General features: G+C 45.8%; 12 protein-coding genes. 8 read left to right on the top strand and 4 right to left on the bottom strand.

Features of this window, described 5'->3' with window-relative positions:
• The first annotated feature begins 46 nt into the window (after nucleotides 1-46).
• Nucleotides 47-598 (top strand): GNAT family N-acetyltransferase, encoded by a 552-nt coding sequence (locus tag DW996_RS10065; RefSeq protein ID WP_118535618.1) that lies wholly within the window; start codon nucleotides 47-49, stop codon nucleotides 596-598.
• A 175-nt stretch (nucleotides 599-773) separates the two neighbouring features.
• Here DW996_RS10065 and DW996_RS13440 read toward each other — a convergent pair whose 3' ends face one another.
• On the bottom strand, nucleotides 774-1,643 hold the full coding sequence (locus tag DW996_RS13440) for a chaperonin (protein ID WP_243098746.1): 870 nt from the start codon (nucleotides 1,641-1,643) through the stop codon (nucleotides 774-776).
• A 265-nt stretch (nucleotides 1,644-1,908) separates the two neighbouring features.
• Between DW996_RS13440 and DW996_RS10050 the strand changes: the two genes are divergently transcribed.
• From DW996_RS10050 to DW996_RS10040, 3 genes are all read left to right on the top strand, one after another.
• Nucleotides 1,909-3,282, top strand: coding sequence for a glycoside hydrolase family 3 C-terminal domain-containing protein (locus DW996_RS10050; RefSeq protein ID WP_118535616.1), 1,374 nt, complete (start codon nucleotides 1,909-1,911; stop codon nucleotides 3,280-3,282).
• The gene (locus tag DW996_RS10045; RefSeq protein ID WP_118535614.1) at nucleotides 3,230-4,063 is read left to right on the top strand and encodes a glycoside hydrolase family 3 N-terminal domain-containing protein; all 834 of its coding nucleotides are present in this window, start codon (nucleotides 3,230-3,232) and stop codon (nucleotides 4,061-4,063) included. The genes DW996_RS10050 and DW996_RS10045 overlap by 53 nt, the downstream gene beginning before the upstream one ends.
• A gap of 79 nt (nucleotides 4,064-4,142) precedes the next feature.
• Nucleotides 4,143-4,763, top strand: coding sequence for an ECF transporter S component (locus DW996_RS10040; RefSeq protein WP_118282085.1), 621 nt, complete (start codon nucleotides 4,143-4,145; stop codon nucleotides 4,761-4,763).
• A 119-nt stretch (nucleotides 4,764-4,882) separates the two neighbouring features.
• On the opposite strand, the gene DW996_RS10035 is transcribed toward DW996_RS10040, so the two are convergent.
• Nucleotides 4,883-6,523, bottom strand: coding sequence for an ABC-F family ATP-binding cassette domain-containing protein (locus DW996_RS10035; protein WP_118535612.1), 1,641 nt, complete (start codon nucleotides 6,521-6,523; stop codon nucleotides 4,883-4,885).
• Nucleotides 6,524-6,774: 251 nt separating this feature from the next.
• Here DW996_RS10035 and nifJ point away from each other — a divergent pair, with 251 nt between their 5' ends.
• The 4 genes from nifJ to DW996_RS10010 all read left to right on the top strand — a co-directional run bounded on the left by nifJ (nucleotide 6,775) and on the right by DW996_RS10010 (nucleotide 13,966).
• On the top strand, nucleotides 6,775-10,323 hold the full coding sequence (gene nifJ, locus DW996_RS10030) for a pyruvate:ferredoxin (flavodoxin) oxidoreductase (protein ID WP_118535610.1): 3,549 nt from the start codon (nucleotides 6,775-6,777) through the stop codon (nucleotides 10,321-10,323).
• Nucleotides 10,324-11,028: 705 nt separating this feature from the next.
• Nucleotides 11,029-11,658, top strand: a complete 630-nt coding sequence (locus DW996_RS10020; protein WP_118282077.1) for a hypothetical protein — start codon at nucleotides 11,029-11,031, stop codon at nucleotides 11,656-11,658.
• Between the two features lie 72 nt (nucleotides 11,659-11,730).
• On the top strand, nucleotides 11,731-13,380 hold the full coding sequence (locus tag DW996_RS10015) for a putative manganese-dependent inorganic diphosphatase (protein WP_118535607.1): 1,650 nt from the start codon (nucleotides 11,731-11,733) through the stop codon (nucleotides 13,378-13,380).
• Nucleotides 13,381-13,399: 19 nt separating this feature from the next.
• Nucleotides 13,400-13,966 (top strand): flavin reductase family protein, encoded by a 567-nt coding sequence (locus tag DW996_RS10010; RefSeq protein WP_118535606.1) that lies wholly within the window; start codon nucleotides 13,400-13,402, stop codon nucleotides 13,964-13,966.
• 65 nt (nucleotides 13,967-14,031) lie between these two features.
• Here the strand turns inward: DW996_RS10010 and DW996_RS10005 are convergent, their stop codons facing one another.
• The gene (locus DW996_RS10005) at nucleotides 14,032-14,547 is read right to left on the bottom strand and encodes a DUF4364 family protein (protein WP_158573076.1); all 516 of its coding nucleotides are present in this window, start codon (nucleotides 14,545-14,547) and stop codon (nucleotides 14,032-14,034) included.
• Between the two features lie 55 nt (nucleotides 14,548-14,602).
• Nucleotides 14,603-15,757, bottom strand: coding sequence for an NAD(P)-dependent malic enzyme (locus DW996_RS10000; RefSeq protein WP_118535604.1), 1,155 nt, complete (start codon nucleotides 15,755-15,757; stop codon nucleotides 14,603-14,605).
• Between the last annotated feature and the right edge of the window lie 124 nt (nucleotides 15,758-15,881).

Genomic DNA, 15,881 nt, shown 5'->3' with positions numbered 1-15,881 from the left:
TTTGTGTTATGATGGATAAAAAGTACATGACACGAAAGGAACAGGTATGCAATACAGAAAAAATTTGATCATGAAAAATGGACAGGCGGCAATTTTAAGAAGTGGAGTGGCTTCTGATGGGCAGGCAGCGCTGGAAGTTTTTAACCTTACGCATGAAGAAACAGATTTCCTTCTATCTTATCCGGATGAGTCCTCTATGGATGCTGAACAGGAAAGCGAGTTTTTGGAAAGAAAAACAGCAAGTGCAAATGAGGTGGAAATCCTTGCGTTGGTGGGAAATCAGGTGGTAGGAATGGCAGGGATCGATGCTGTGGGCGCATGTCACAAAGTCAGCCATCGGGCAGAATTTGGTATTTGCCTTGTAAAGGAATACTGGGGACTGGGACTTGGTACGGCATTGACCAAAGCCTGTGTGCAGTGTGCAAAAGATGCAGGCTATGCGCAAGTGGAATTAGATGTGGTAGCGGATAATGTATCTGCCATCCACTTATACCAGAAACTGGGTTTTGTGGAATATGGACGCAATCCCAAGGGCTTTTGTTCCAGAATGAGTGGATATCAGGAACTGATCTATATGCGCCTAGATCTGGAGGGATAGGTTTTTTCATTAAGAACCAATCTGATCAATTTTTCTGTATTTGTTGTATGAGATGAGTAGAATATTACTATCGCAGCTATTTCAAGGAGGTGCCAATATGAATATTCGTCCTTCAGCAGCAATCCGCCAGAACTACAGTAGCCTCTGTCTACGCCGACATGGAATATCGGTAGATTTATAAATTCTCCGGTGCGATCCAGTTGTCATCGATCCCGTCATGCAGCCAAGTATTGTCTGCCTCTGCGTAATCATCGACCAGTAGGTATTGAAACTTGCTGGTCGTTTTTAGTGCGTCATAAACGTAGGATAGGGGAACGCGCGACCGGTTGTTGGTCGGAGATCCCGGGTCACCTAGGAGAATCGTGTCATCCGTGGGGTTATAGAGGCAGAGCGTCACATAGTGACCCGGAACTCTTTGCCAGAGTTTGTCATCATTGGCACTGCTGACGAGGGCGATGGTCATCTTGCTGGTCTTTACCTGCTTTTGAAAATCTGCATAGTCGTTCGCCTTATAATACACATCGCAGTCCATTCCCATATCTCGAAGAATGACTTTCATATTGCCCCAATCCAAAGCTGCGGATGCCTTGGTAGGAGCATAGCCGGTTTCCTTATAGGCATAATCGTAGACGTCAAGGGGAGAGCAAGTGTAAGGCGAAAGGGTGCTATAGACGTTGGCAACACAGCAGAAACCACAGCCAAAACCACTGAAATACTGTCCCTTGGCGTATTTCTGACACCATTGGCCAGACCATGTGGCACCGGCGCTCCAGGCACGGTGTCCCTGTAAAAAGGTGTAGACCTGGTCTTCGGAAAAAGGAGCAATATCATCGAGAGAAATCTCTCCGGTTATGATTTTGTGGTTGTATTGATAGGTCTGGGAAACAATGCCGGCATACAGTGAATCTGGCAAGAAATCCTCGGCAGCGTTTACATTTTGTGCATGCAGATGCGGTATTTTTTCTTCCAAACGCTCATGGAAAATAAGAGTAAGAGCGATGGTGATGATGCAAAGAAGTATGCTGAGTGTATTTTTTATCTTCATGTGTTTTTCTTTCTGTTAAAATGTGTTTTGGTTCAGTAATCTATGATAGCACAATGTGCATGGGAATACTACCGGGTCAATAGTGAATCATAAACATAGGGGCGTGCATGAGTGCTTATGATGATATTTTCCGATGCAGATAATCCCGGATAGAGTCTTTAAGTATACATTATGTTTATTAAGTAAATCAATCATATAAAATGAATATTCTTTTTGTATCTTTAAGATGTTAAAATAATAAAAAAACAGGCAGGAGGTTTTTATTATGGATATTCGGCAGGCGATTGGCTTTATCACCGGAAAAGCAGCAAAACATCCATATCCGGAGCATATGCAGGATGCAAGAAAGATCGCAGCAGACGGTATTGTGCTGTTGAAGAATGAGGGGGATCTATTGCCGCTGGCTGAAAAAGAACTGGCACTTTTTGGGGCGGGCGCAGTGGATACCATTGTGTGCGGATCCGGCTCTGGTTATGTTATGGCACCTTATACGATAAATGTCATGCAGGGATTGGAAAATGCAGGCATTCAAATTACATCAAAAAACTGGTTAAAGCGTTATCAGGAGGCCAGTAAAAAAGCAAATAAGGAAGATAAGACTTTGTCCAAACTGGATCGGTCATGGTCTGGCCTTAGCATTCTGATTGATGATATTGAAGTGACAGATGCAGATATCAAAGAAAGTAGTAGTGCAAAGACGGCGCTTTATGTTGTCCGAAGAAATGCCGGAGAGAATCATGATCGACGTGCAAAAAAAGGGGATTATTATCTGTCTGATCGGGAAATGGATAACATAAAAAAGATTGCAGCATCCTTTGAACATACCATTATCGTACTGAATACTTGTGTGATTGACGCTAATTTTATCGGGGAGATCGAAGGAATTGATGCGGCACTTCTTTTAGGACAGGCAGGTATGGAGGCCGGAAATGCGCTGGCAGATATTCTGACAGGAAAAAGCAGTCCATCCGGTCATCTGACCGATACCTGGGCAAAAAATTACCAGGATAATCCGGCAAGTGCTACTTTTGGTTCCAATGACGGCAACAATCTGCAGGAAGATTACGTGGAGGATATTTTTGTCGGTTACCGCTATTTTGACAGTTTTGGCGTAGAACCACTCTATCCGTTTGGTTATGGACTTTCTTATGGCAAACCGGAGTATGAACTGGTGGAGATCGCAGCAGATTGGAAAGAGGTCACATTAAAGGTTAAGGTAAAAAATGTTGGTCCTATAAGATCACGTTTTGTGGCACAGGTTTATGTGAGCACACCAAATGGTAAACTTTGCAAACCATATCAGGAATTAAAAGCCTATGGCAAGACGAAAGCACTTGCAGCAGGAGAAGCAGAGGAACTTACCCTTAGGATTCCGACGGAATCTATGGCAAGTTATGATATGGAAACCGCAGCATTTATCATGGAAGCCGGAGATTATCTGATCCGTTTGGGAAGTGATTCTAAGAATACGGCAGTGGCGGCATTACTTTGCCTAGATGCGACAGCAAGACTGCGTCAGGTAAGCAATCAATTGCAGGCAGATCATGAGATGGATGTCCTTACGACACCACAGGCATGTATAGAACGTGTACAAAAGGAAACGGCAGAAGCAAGAACATTTAGGCGGTCGTGCTTTTGAGTATTTTTCTGAAGATCCGCTTCTTTCCGGTAAAATGGCTGCTGCCATGACGATCGGTGTGCAGAAGACACCGGGTGCAGGTGTTTCCATCAAACACTTTGCAACAAACAATCAGGAGGAGGATCGAACGCAGGAAAACAACACGGTGACAGAGCGGGCGCTGCGTGAGATTTATCTCCGTGGTTTTGAAATCTGCGTGCGCGAAGCAGATCCAAAGACAGTGATAACCAGTTACAACTGCTTAAATGGCACGCACACATCATCAAGTTATGAACTGATCACAAATGTGCTGCGCGGTGAGTGGGGATTCCGAGGACTGGTTATGACAGACTGGGGTTCAAAGAGTCAAAAACATCTTGACCTTGCAGCAGGAAATGATCTGATCATGGGAGGATACCGCAGCCAGTTTTTAAAGGTAGCCGTACACGGAACGCCGGCAGAGTTTGCAGACAACGGCTATGTGCGTGAACAGGAATTTAAGGTCTATGGTGGATTCTTTAAAAATGTAGTTGAGTTCTGGAATGCCTTTGAACCGGATGCACAAGGCCCAGACTGGGTCGCAACGACGGTTGCTCCTGGTGTGGAACTTTCCGACAAAGTGCAGAAAAAAATAGAAGAAGGAATCGCTACGGTGACAGAAAATGCAGACGGAAGTAAGACGGTTACTTATCGCGGTTACAACAGAGGACAGTATCTGGATATGGAGGATGTCAAGACCTGTGCTACAAGAACTTTAGAGCAGTTGGCGGATTCGGTATCTTATCGTCTGATGACCAAATAAAGTTCTTCCTTGCGGTGTGCCTTGTGCTGTGGTACTATCTCTATGGTAAATATTAACATTCAGCATAAGGGATAGAGAAATGAAAACAAAAAAATTATCAACAAAACAGTTGACGGTATTAGGACTCATGATCGCAGTTTTGGTACTTATGTCATACACGCCGCTAGGATATCTTAATATCGGACCACTTGCGATCACATTTAATATGATTCCGGTGGCAATCGCAGCCATTGCCTGTGGCCCATTGGGCGGAGCCGTGCTTGGAGCCGTATTTGGACTGACCAGTTTTGGACAGTGTATCGGTATCGGTGGTGTCAGTGCCATGGGGGCAACACTTTTTAGTATTAGCCCGGTACTTGCTTTTATCCAGCGTTTTGTACCAAGATTTTTAGATGGCTGGCTTTTGGGCTATCTGTTCCGTTGGCTTCGTAAAGCAACCAAGAATACGACACTGGCCGGCTATATCACCGGATTTTTATCCGCCTTTTTAAACACGGTATTTTTCATGGTGGCATTGGTTGTTCTGTTCGGAAATACAGACTATGTGAAGAATCTGATCGGTGGACGTAACATCATCGTATTTATCTGTGCTTTTGTAGGTGTCAATGCCATCTGCGAGATGATCTCTGCAACCATTTTAACAGGTGTGATCTCCGTAGCACTCAAAAAAGCGCGGCTGATCTTACAGGAAGAAAAATAGCGCATAAAGTGTGTCACAATTGAAAAAAGTTATTGGAAAAAGCCATCCAGTGTCGATTTTGTAATCGTGGCACTGGATGGCTTTTGGCATACAAGGGCTAGAAAGCATGTTAAAATCAATTAGTTGTCGGCAGCGTCATCATCGCTCATGGCGTAGACCTGACGTTTACGTGCCATTTCGTCGCTTTCGAGATATTCGTCGTAGGTTGTGATCTTATCGATGATCTGACCATTTGGCATGATCTCGATGATACGGTTTGCGGTAGTCTCTACAAACTGATGATCGCGGGAAGAAAAGATTACAACACCCGGGAACTTGATGAGACCGTTATTTAAAGCTGTAATGGACTCCATATCCAGGTGGTCTGTCGGCTCGTCGAGCATCAGAACGTTGGATGCTTCGATCATCATGCGGGAGAGAAGAACACGCACCTTTTCACCACCGGAGAGGACGCGCATCTTCTTGACACCATCTTCACCGGCAAAAAGCATTCTGCCAAGGAAACCGCGGACATAAGTCGCATCCTTGATCTCGGAGAACTGTGTCAGCCAGTCTACGATGACATCATCGGTATCAAAGATCTCTGTATTATCCTTCGGGAAGTAGGACTGTGAAGTGGTCACGCCCCACTTATAAGAACCTTCATCCGGTTCCATCTCACCGGCAAGAATCTTGAAGAGGACGGTCTTTGCATGCTCATTTGCACCAACAAGAGCAACCTTGTCTTCACGGCGCAGGTTAAAGGAAATATGATCTAAAACAACTTCGCCGTCAATCGTCTTTGTCAGATTTTCAACGCTTAAGACTTCGTTACCGATCTCACGCTGTGGGCGGAAATCAATGTAAGGATATTTGCGGCTGGAAGGCTTGATCTCATCCAGTTCGATTTTTTCCAAAGCACGTTTTCTGGAAGTAGCCTGCTTTGACTTAGATGCATTGGCAGAGAAGCGGGAGATAAAGTCCTGTAATTCCTTGATCTTTTCTTCTTTTTTCTTGTTTGCTTCTTTCATCTGCTTCATCAGAAGCTGACTGGATTCATACCAGAAGTCATAGTTCCCGGCATACAACTGAATCTTGCCATAATCGATATCCGCGGTATTGGTACATACCTTATTTAAGAAATAACGGTCGTGGGATACCACGATAACGGTATTGTCAAAGTTGATCAAAAACTCTTCCAACCATGCGATTGCATCCAGATCTAAGTGGTTTGTAGGCTCATCCAAAAGCAGGATGTCAGGATTTCCGAAAAGTGCCTTTGCAAGAAGAACCTTGACCTTCTGGGCACCGGTCAGATCTGCCATCAGAGAGTAGTGGATATCCGGCTCAATGCCAAGACCGTTTAAGAGAGTAGCAGCGTCGCTTTCTGCATTCCATCCGTCCATGTCTGCAAACTCAGCCTCGAGTTCGCTTGCACGGATACCGTCTTCATCCGTGAAATCTTCCTTCATATAAATAGCATCTTTTTCCTTCATGATGTCATAAAGACGCTGGTTTCCCATGATGACAGTATCTAAGACCGTAAACTCATCATATTTAAAGTGATCCTGTTCCAGAAAAGAAAGACGCTGTCCCGGCGTGATGATGACATCGCCGCTGGTCGGCTCCAACTGTCCGGATAAGATCTTTAAGAATGTTGACTTGCCGGCTCCGTTGGCACCGATCAGTCCATAACAGTTACCTTCCGTAAATTTGATATTTACATCTTCAAAGAGTGCCTTTTTCCCTAGACGCAGGGTGATATTACTTGCCTGTATCATTTTTTACACCTCATAAATTTGCTAAATTTAAACACCGTCTACTATTGTATCGTACTTTCCTTATTTTGCAAGGATTTTCGGGATAAAATGTGCAGGAATGTACTTGATTTTAAACAGTGGGAAGTATTGATTTTTTTTTGTCAAAATCTTATATTATTGAATTAGAGACATTACGCATTTACTGTGCCCTTTTTGTGTCCGGTAGATGCTTATGTACATATTAAGAAAAGAGTCTTTTAGGAGGAAACGACATGGGAAGATCAAAACAATCTATGGATGGTAATACCGCCGCAGCTCATGTAGCATACGCCTACACAGAAGTAGCAGGTATCTATCCGATCACCCCTTCTAGTCCAATGGCTGATATGGTAGACCAGTGGTCTGCAGCAGGACAGAAGAACATTTTTGGAAGCACTGTTAAAGTAGTAGAGATGGAATCAGAAGCCGGTGCAGCAGGTACTGTACATGGTTCACTTGCAGCTGGTGCACTCACCACTACATTTACCGCTTCTCAGGGACTTTTACTTATGATCCCTAACATGTACAAGATCGCTGGTGAGCAGTTGCCATGTGTATTTGATGTATCTGCTCGTACAGTATCATCACACGCACTGAACATCTTCGGTGACCACAGTGATGTTTACGCTTGTCGTCAGACAGGTTTTGCAATGTTATGTGAGACAAACCCACAGGAAGTTATGGACTTAAGCCCGGTTGCTCATTTGGCAGCATTGGAAGGCAAGGTTCCATTCCTTAACTTCTTTGATGGTTTCCGTACATCTCATGAGATCCAGAAGATCGAGAAATGGGATTATGAAGATCTGAAAGAAATGTGTCCAATGGATGCAGTAGAAGAGTTCAGAGCGCACGCTTTGAATCCTAACCACCCAGCAGCTCGTGGTTCTCATGAAAACGGAGATGTATTCTTCCAGCATAGAGAAGCATGTAACACAGCATACGATGAGTTACCTGCAGTTGTAGAGAAGTACATGAACAAGGTAAACGAAAAACTTGGTACAAACTACGGCTTATTCAACTACTATGGTGCTCCGGATGCAGAGCGTGTTATCGTAGCAATGGGATCTATCAATGATGTCGCTGAAGAAGTTATCGATTACTTGACAGCAGCAGGCGAGAAGGTTGGTCTTGTTAAGGTTCGTCTGTATCGTCCATGGTCATCAGAAGCATTACTTAAGGTTATCCCTAAGACAGCAAAGAAGATCGCTGTACTTGACAGAACAAAAGAGCCAGGATCTCTTGGCGAGCCATTATACCTTGATGTTGCTACCACACTTCGTGAAGCAGGTATGAATGACGTTGTATTAGTTGGCGGACGTTATGGTCTTGGATCAAAGGATACACCTCCATCATCTGTATTTGCAGTATATAAGGAATTAGAGAAGGATGCTCCTAAGCATCGTTTCACAATCGGTATCGAAGATGATGTTACACATCTTTCACTTCCAGAGGTTAAGCCGGCTCCGATCACTTCTGCTCCTGGTACAAAGGAATGCAAGTTCTGGGGTCTTGGTGGAGATGGTACTGTAGGTGCTAACAAGAACTCTACAAAGATCATCGGTGACCACACAGACAAGTACATCCAGGCATACTTCCAGTATGACTCTAAGAAGACCGGTGGTGTTACAATTTCTCACTTGAGATTTGGTGACAACCCAATCAGAAGCCCATACTACATCAACCAGGCTGACTTCGTTGCATGTCACAACCCAGCATACGTTACACAGGGTATGAAGATGGTTCAGGATGTTAAGCCGGGCGGAGTATTCATGATCAACTGCCAGTGGTCTGATGAAGAATTAGGACATCATCTGAACGCTGAAGCAAAGAAGTATATCGCTGATAACAACATTCAGTTATACACGATCAACGCTATCGATAAGGCTATCGAAATCGGAATGGGTAAGAGAACCAACACGATCTTACAGTCAGCATTCTTCAAGTTAGCTGATGTTATGCCGATCGACGAGGCTGTTGAATTTATGAAGCAGGCTGCTAAGAAGTCCTACAGCAAGAAGGGTGACGCAGTCGTAGAAATGAACTACAAGGCAATCGACGCCGGTGTAGACGCTGTACATAAGGTAGAAGTTCCTGCATCTTGGGCTAACCCAGAAGCAGATGCTCCTAAGGCAGAGCGTACAGGTCGTCCGGAAGTTGTTAAACTTGTCAATGATTTACTTGATCCGATCGCAAAGATGGATGGTGACAGCCTTCCGGTATCTGCATTTACAGATTGCGTAGATGGTCAGTTCGTAACAGGTGCTTCTGCATACGAGAAGCGTGGTACAGCCGTTATGGTTCCAGAGTGGGATGCAGAGAAGTGTATTCAGTGTAACAACTGTGCATTTGTATGTTCACATGCAACCATCCGTCCATTCTTACTGAGTGACGACGAAGTTAAGGCTGCACCTTCAAATATCAAACTTGCTGATATGAAGCCTAAGGGTGGAGATTACAAGTACACAATGAGCGTATCTCCTCTTGACTGTATGGGATGCGGCGAATGTGTTACTGTATGTCCTACAGCAGCAATCGCTATGGTTCCACAGGAATCACAGGCAGATGAGCAGCCGGTATTTGACTACTTAGTTGCAAACGTTGGTAAGAAGGATGTTGGATTATCAGACATCACTCCTAAGGGATCACAGTTCAACCAGCCACTCCTTGAGTTCTCTGGTTCTTGTGCAGGATGTGCTGAGACATCTTACGCTAGATTGATCACACAGCTCTACGGTGAGCAGATGTTCATCTCTAACGCAACAGGATGTTCTTCTATCTGGGGTAACCCGGCAGCAACATCACCATACACAGTAAATAAGGACTCTAAGAAGGGACCAGCATGGTCTAACTCATTGTTCGAAGACAACGCTGAGCATGGTCTTGGTATGTACGTTGGACAGAAATACATCCGTGATATGGCTATCGAGTCAGCAAAGGCTTGCGCTGAAAGCGATAAGGCTTCTGCAGAACTTAAGGCTGCATTTGATGCATTCATGGATACAGTAGATGATACAAAGGCAAATACTCCTGCAACAGAAGCACTTGTAGTTGAACTTGAAAAAGCGGCAGCTGCTGGATGCCCGGATGCTAAGGAAGCACTTGCTAAGAAAGATTACCTCGCTAAGAAGTCTGTATGGATCTTCGGTGGTGACGGTTGGGCATACGATATCGGATTCGGCGGATTGGATCACGTACTTGCTTCCGGTGAGAACGTCAACGTTATGGTATTCGATACAGAGATGTACTCTAACACAGGTGGACAGGCTTCTAAGGCTTCTAATATCGGTGAAGTATGTCAGTTCGCTGCAGCTGGTAAGGAAATCGGCAAGAAGTCTCTTGCAGAGATCGCTATGAGTTACGGTTATGTATATGTTGCACAGATCGCACTTGGTGCTAACCCTGCACAGGCTGTTAAGGCTATCGCAGAGGCTGAGGCATACAACGGACCTTCACTCATCATTGGCTATGCTCCATGTGAGTTGCACGGTATCGCTAAGGGTGGTATGAACCACTGCCAGGATGAAATGAAGAAGGCAGTAGCCGCTGGTTACTGGAACCTGTTTTCATTCGATCCTGCTAAGAAGGCAGAAGGAAAGAATCCATTCACTTTGACATCAAAGGCTGGAGACGGTTCTTACCAAGACTTCTTGAACAACGAGGCTCGTTATACTCGTCTGATCAAGCCATTCCCAGAGCGTGCTGAAAGACTCTTTGCTAAGTCTGAAGAAGCTGCTAAGGAACGTTACGATCACTTACAGAAGTTAGTTGATCTTTACAGCTAAAATAAAGAGGTGCTGATGCGCTTCTGATAAATCCCGTCGGGGCATTTGCTCCGGCGGGATTTTTTTGTCCAGGGACGTTCCTTTTGCCACAAGGAGTGTCCCCTTTGGCATGGAGAGGGGACAGACAGGCACAGGGCAGATAGACCGAGACAGGCAGCAGGGGCTGGGGCAAGAAACTGTCGCAGAACAGGGAGTCTCTGAACGAGAAACTTTTTCTTTTCTTGACAACAACTGTCTTTGCAAAGTTAGACAACCGTCTAGGATGATGTTCGCCTCTGTCAGATATGAATGCAAAACGCATTAGAGATGCTTTGGACTTGTGCACAAGTAGGCAACTCGGGTACAGGGATGTACCCGAGAGGCGCAACCGCACACGGATGTTCGTTTGCGCCGGTTGCCACCAATGGTTGCAAGTAGCCGTTCAAGTCCTTAGCATCTCTTATAAGTGGTGCCCTGAATATCTGTCAGAGGCGGACACATCCTGACGGCAGTCGAAGCTGTGCAAGAGACACTTTATTAAAAGAAAAAGGTTTCTCGAAGAGACTCACCTAACCTGCTCCAAAGTTGTCTTGCTCCAGCCCCTGCTGCCTGTCTCGGTCTATCTGCCCTGTGCCTGCTTGATCCAGCGACTACCATATTTAGTGTGTTTACAAAGGGGACATGCAATGATAAAATAAACTTTAGATTAAAGAAGGGACATGTATCATGGAAGAGATTAAGGTAGAAAATCAGGTAGACGAGATGTTGGAGGAGCCGAGTGGTGAAGATATGCTCCTTGCTCAGATTGATGCATTTCGAGATAAGGCAAAGCAATTACAGACCCTGATCAGTGCCAAGGAGCGCAAGGTCAAGGAATTAGAGGCGATGGTTCGCGCCAAGGAAGAACGCAACAACCAGTTGCAGGAAGAACTTGCCAAGAAGCAGGCAGAGGCTGACGGGATTGCCGCAGATGTCGAGACACAGGTGGATCGCATGATGCAGACCCTGCGCGGAAGCGTAGATGATTTAGAGCAGCGCATTCAGCAGCAAGTGGCGGACAATCAGGAAAATGCAGCCGTTCAGACACAGGCAGTCAAGGACACCTTGGAGGATATGACATCCGGCTTGGATGCGATCAAGGGAGAACTGTCTGAGAAGGTACACTCTGAGAATGTACTGCAATATCGCAATATTCAGGATCTTTTAAAGGAATTGGATAATCGCGAGGAAACAGCCAAGAAGAGCGAGGAGGAGTTCTCTGTTGTCAAGAAGCGCATTACTTTAGTGACAGTTGTTTCTATCGTCAATGTCGTTGCAGTTGTGACACTGATCTTAGCAACTTTTGGCATTATCTAATATCATACATAGTATCAGTATTTTGACAGGATGGGGCTTCTTTTTAGGAGCCCTTTTTCTAAGGAGGGTATTATGGCAAAACAGGAAAGATGTGTTTGGGTCGTAGGGCATAAGAACCCGGATACCGATTCCATATGTGCGGCTATTTCATATGCATATTTGAAAAATCAGACCGAAGACGGGCATTTTATCGCAAAGAGAGCGGGGAGCATCAACAATGAGACGCGTTATGTGCTGGAGCGTTTTGGGGCAAAAGAACCGGGGCTGATCACGGATGCCGGTGCCCAGATCAAGGATATTGACTATCGTCAGACCGAGGGTGTCAGTGGTCATTTCTCGTTGAAAAAGGCATGGGAACTCATGCGTTCTCTGGATGTTGTTACCCTGCCGGTCGTGGATGAGAGCAAACGTCTGACTGGTCTGATCGTCAATGGAGATATCGCATATTCCTATATGGATGTCTTGGATAACCGTATTTTGGGACGTGCCAAGACCCAGTATCGCAATATCATCGAGACCATCAACGGCTGCATGGTGACAGGCAACGATCATGCCTATTTTACCAAGGGCAAGGTCGTCGTGGCATCCGGCAACCGGGAGACCATGCGTGATGAGATCGAGGATGATGATCTGGTCATCGTGGGAAATATCACGGCGCGCCAACTTATCGCCATCGAGCAAAATGCAAGTTGTGTAATCATCTGTGGGGAGACCAAGGTCAACCCGGGCGTGATTGAGCGGGCGCAGAAGAAGGAATGTGTGCTGATCACAACACCGTATGATTCCTTTACAACGGCGCGTCTGATCCATCAGAGTATGCCGATTCGCTATTTTATGACCAAAGAAAATCTCATCACTTTTGAGCCGGATGACTATGTGGATGACGTCAAGGAGACTATGTCAAAGATCCGCCATCGCGACTTCCCGATCTTGGATGAGCAGCGTCATCTGGTTGGTATGATGTCGCGCAGAAACTTGCTCAATATGAAAAAGAAACAACTGATCCTTGTGGATCATAATGAAAGGACGCAGGCGGTCGACGGGATCGAACAGGCGGACATCCTGGAGATCATTGACCACCATAGATTAGGCAGTCTGGAGACCATTTCGCCGATCTTTTTCAGAAACCAGCCGCTGGGCTGTACGGCGACCATCATTTATCAGATGTATCAGGAAAAGGGCGTGGAGATCAATTCGCAGATCGCAGGACTTTTGTGCTCTGCTATCCTTTCAGATACCCTGATGTTCCGATCACCGACCTGCACCGCTATAGACAAGATGGTAGCAGAGCAGTTGGCGCAGATCGCAGAGGTCAATGTGGAAGAATTGGCGACCGCCATGTTTGAAGCAGGATCCGATTTCAGCGCCAAGACGACCGAAGAGATCTTTTATCAGGATTTCAAGATCTTTGATTCAGATGATATTACCTTTGGCGTGGCACAGGTCAGCGCGGTCAGCCGCAGACAGTTGAATTCGATCAAGCCGGAATTGCAGGCATATCTGGAAAAGGTATTGGCAGAGAAGGGGCTCAAGATGGTCTTTGTCATGCTGACCGATATTTTTCAGGAGGAGACCGAACTCATCTATGCCGGAGGCATGGCAAAAGGTGTGATCGAACAGGCTTTTGGCGTGTCAGAGGAAAATGGCGGCTTTATGCTTGCAAATGTTGTATCGCGAAAAAAACAGTTGATTCCGCCTATGATGCAGGCAATGCAGTCATAGGGGAAAGAGAAGGAGAAAAATGGCAAAACAGTCATGGAAACCTGGAAATATGGTCTATCCACTGCCGGCAGTTATGGTGTCGGTGCGGGATCAGGCAGGGCAGGATAATATCATCACCGTGGCGTGGACAGGAACCATCTGTACCAATCCGCCCATGGCATATATTTCTGTGCGGCCGGAGCGCTATTCTTATCATATGATAAAAGAATCGGGCGAGTTCGTGATCAATCTGACGACTAGGGATCTGGCATGGGCGACCGATTATTGTGGCGTGACATCGGGACGGGATGTCGATAAATTTGCCAAGTGTCATCTGACAAAGGAAGTCGCAGACGAGGTTTCGGCACCGCTGATCGCAGAAAGCCCGGTCAATATCGAGTGCAAGGTGCGCGAGATCAAGGAACTTGGCTCTCATCATATGTTTCTTGCAGATGTGGTGGCAGTTCATGCAGATGAAAAATATATGGACGAGACAGGCAGATTTTGTCTGGATCAGGCGGAACCGATCGCCTATTCCCATGGCACATACTATAGTCTGGGAGAAAAGTTAGGGACATTTGGCTATTCGGTAAAGAAGAAAAAGTAAAAAGACCGCAGGGTGCATATCATATCATAGGGCATCCTGCGGCTTTTTGATTTTTGGTACAAAAATTATTGGATCAAAGTATCCATGAGACTCATATAGACATCCTCATGGCGGACTTTCCAGTTATTGCAGATGGTCTCTGCCTGCTCGCTGGTAGAAGCGTGTAGTGACAGATCCAGCATAGTGTGTCCGTCCTGTGTGAATTTACAATGGACAATGTAACCACCGCCGGTTGCAAGGTCATAGTTGGCGGTTAGGGCATTGTCTTTTTTTATTTCAAATTTGTGGTTGGACAGATACTCGACCATATCCGCCTCAATGGCAGAACTGACCTTGTCACGCATGAGAGACAGGGTCTGACTTCCCTCATCTGTCAGGGAGTACAGGGTATTGTTGTGAGACTGGGAAAGACTCACAAGATGGGCTTCCTCCAAGTCACTGATGACCTGTTGGATGGTAAAATAGTCTGTGTATTCTTTATCTAAAAAAAACTGAACGATCTGAGCGTTGCTCAGAGGAATATCTACTTTAGAGAGAAGAAGCAGCACTGAAATTTTGTAGATCATATTAGGCTCGGCCATAAATTTCTCCTTTCTTTTTGCAGAGCCACAGGAACGTCCCTGTGGCATGCGGCATTTATCTTACAATGTGATCTTTGACGGCTTGGGATACCACCTGAGCCACTCTTGGATCAAAAGCCTCCGGTAAAATGAAGTCTTCGTTTAATTGATCAGGATCCACAAGGTTTGCCAGCGCATTTGCGGCAGCCAGTTTCATGTCTTCTGTGATCTGTGTCGCACGGCCTTCCAGCGCACCCTTAAAGATACCCGGGAAAGCAACTACATTGTTGACCTGATTTGGAAAATCACTGCGTCCGGTACCAACGACCTTGGCTCCGGCAGCCTTTGCCACATCCGGCATGATCTCCGGTGTAGGGTTTGCCATAGCAAAGATGATGGCATCGCGGTTCATGGAAGCGACCATCTCGGCGGAAACAATGTTTGGAGCAGAAACGCCGACAAAGATATCAGCACCGACTAAGGCATCAGCAAGAGATCCTTTTTTATTTTCCAAATTGGTGACCTCGGTCATTTCCTTTTGCATCCAGTTCAGATTTGGATAATCTTTGCCGATGATGCCCTCGCGGTCACACATGGTCACATGATTGAAACCGTAGCGGAGCAGTAACTTGGTAATGGCGATTCCGGCAGAACCGGCACCGTTTACAACTACCTGACAGTCTTCTTTGTCTTTGCCGACAACCTTAAGACCATTGATGATGCCGGCAAGAACGACGATCGCCGTGCCGTGCTGGTCATCATGGAAGACCGGAATGTTTAATTCTTTTTTCAGACGTTCCTCGATTTCAAAACATCTGGGAGCGGAAATGTCCTCTAAGTTAATGCCACCAAAGGTCGGTGCGATCGCCTTGACTGCGGCAACAATCTCGTCGGGATCCTGCGTTGACAGGCAGATAGGAAAAGCATTGATATCGCCAAACTCTTTGAAGAGGACACATTTGCCCTCCATAACAGGCATGGCAGCCTCAGGTCCGATATTGCCCAGACCAAGCACAGCACTGCCGTCAGAGACAACGGCAACGGTATTTGCCTTGAGGGTGTAAGTATATACGGCTTCTTTATCCTCTGCAATGATGCGGCAAGGGGCTGCTACGCCCGGGGTATAAGCAATGGCAAGATCCTCACGGCTCTTGACCGGAGCCTTTGCACAGGTCTTGATCTTTCCATTCCATTGTTTGTGTAAAAAAACGGCTTTTTCGTCAATACTCATGATGTTTTATCCTATCCTTCCTGTAAAAATATGAATTTATTTGTTTCCTTATTATAGCATAAAGGGGGGCAATCTAAAATAGGGTATTCCCATTTTGCCGCAAATAAGATATACTATATGCAAT

Source organism: Roseburia sp. AM51-8, from assembly GCF_003478275.1.
Classification (GTDB): Bacteria; Bacillota; Clostridia; order Lachnospirales; family Lachnospiraceae; genus Pararoseburia; species Pararoseburia lenta.
The sequence above is the reverse complement of the archived record's forward strand: the minus strand, read 5'-3'. Positions and strand labels throughout refer to the sequence as shown.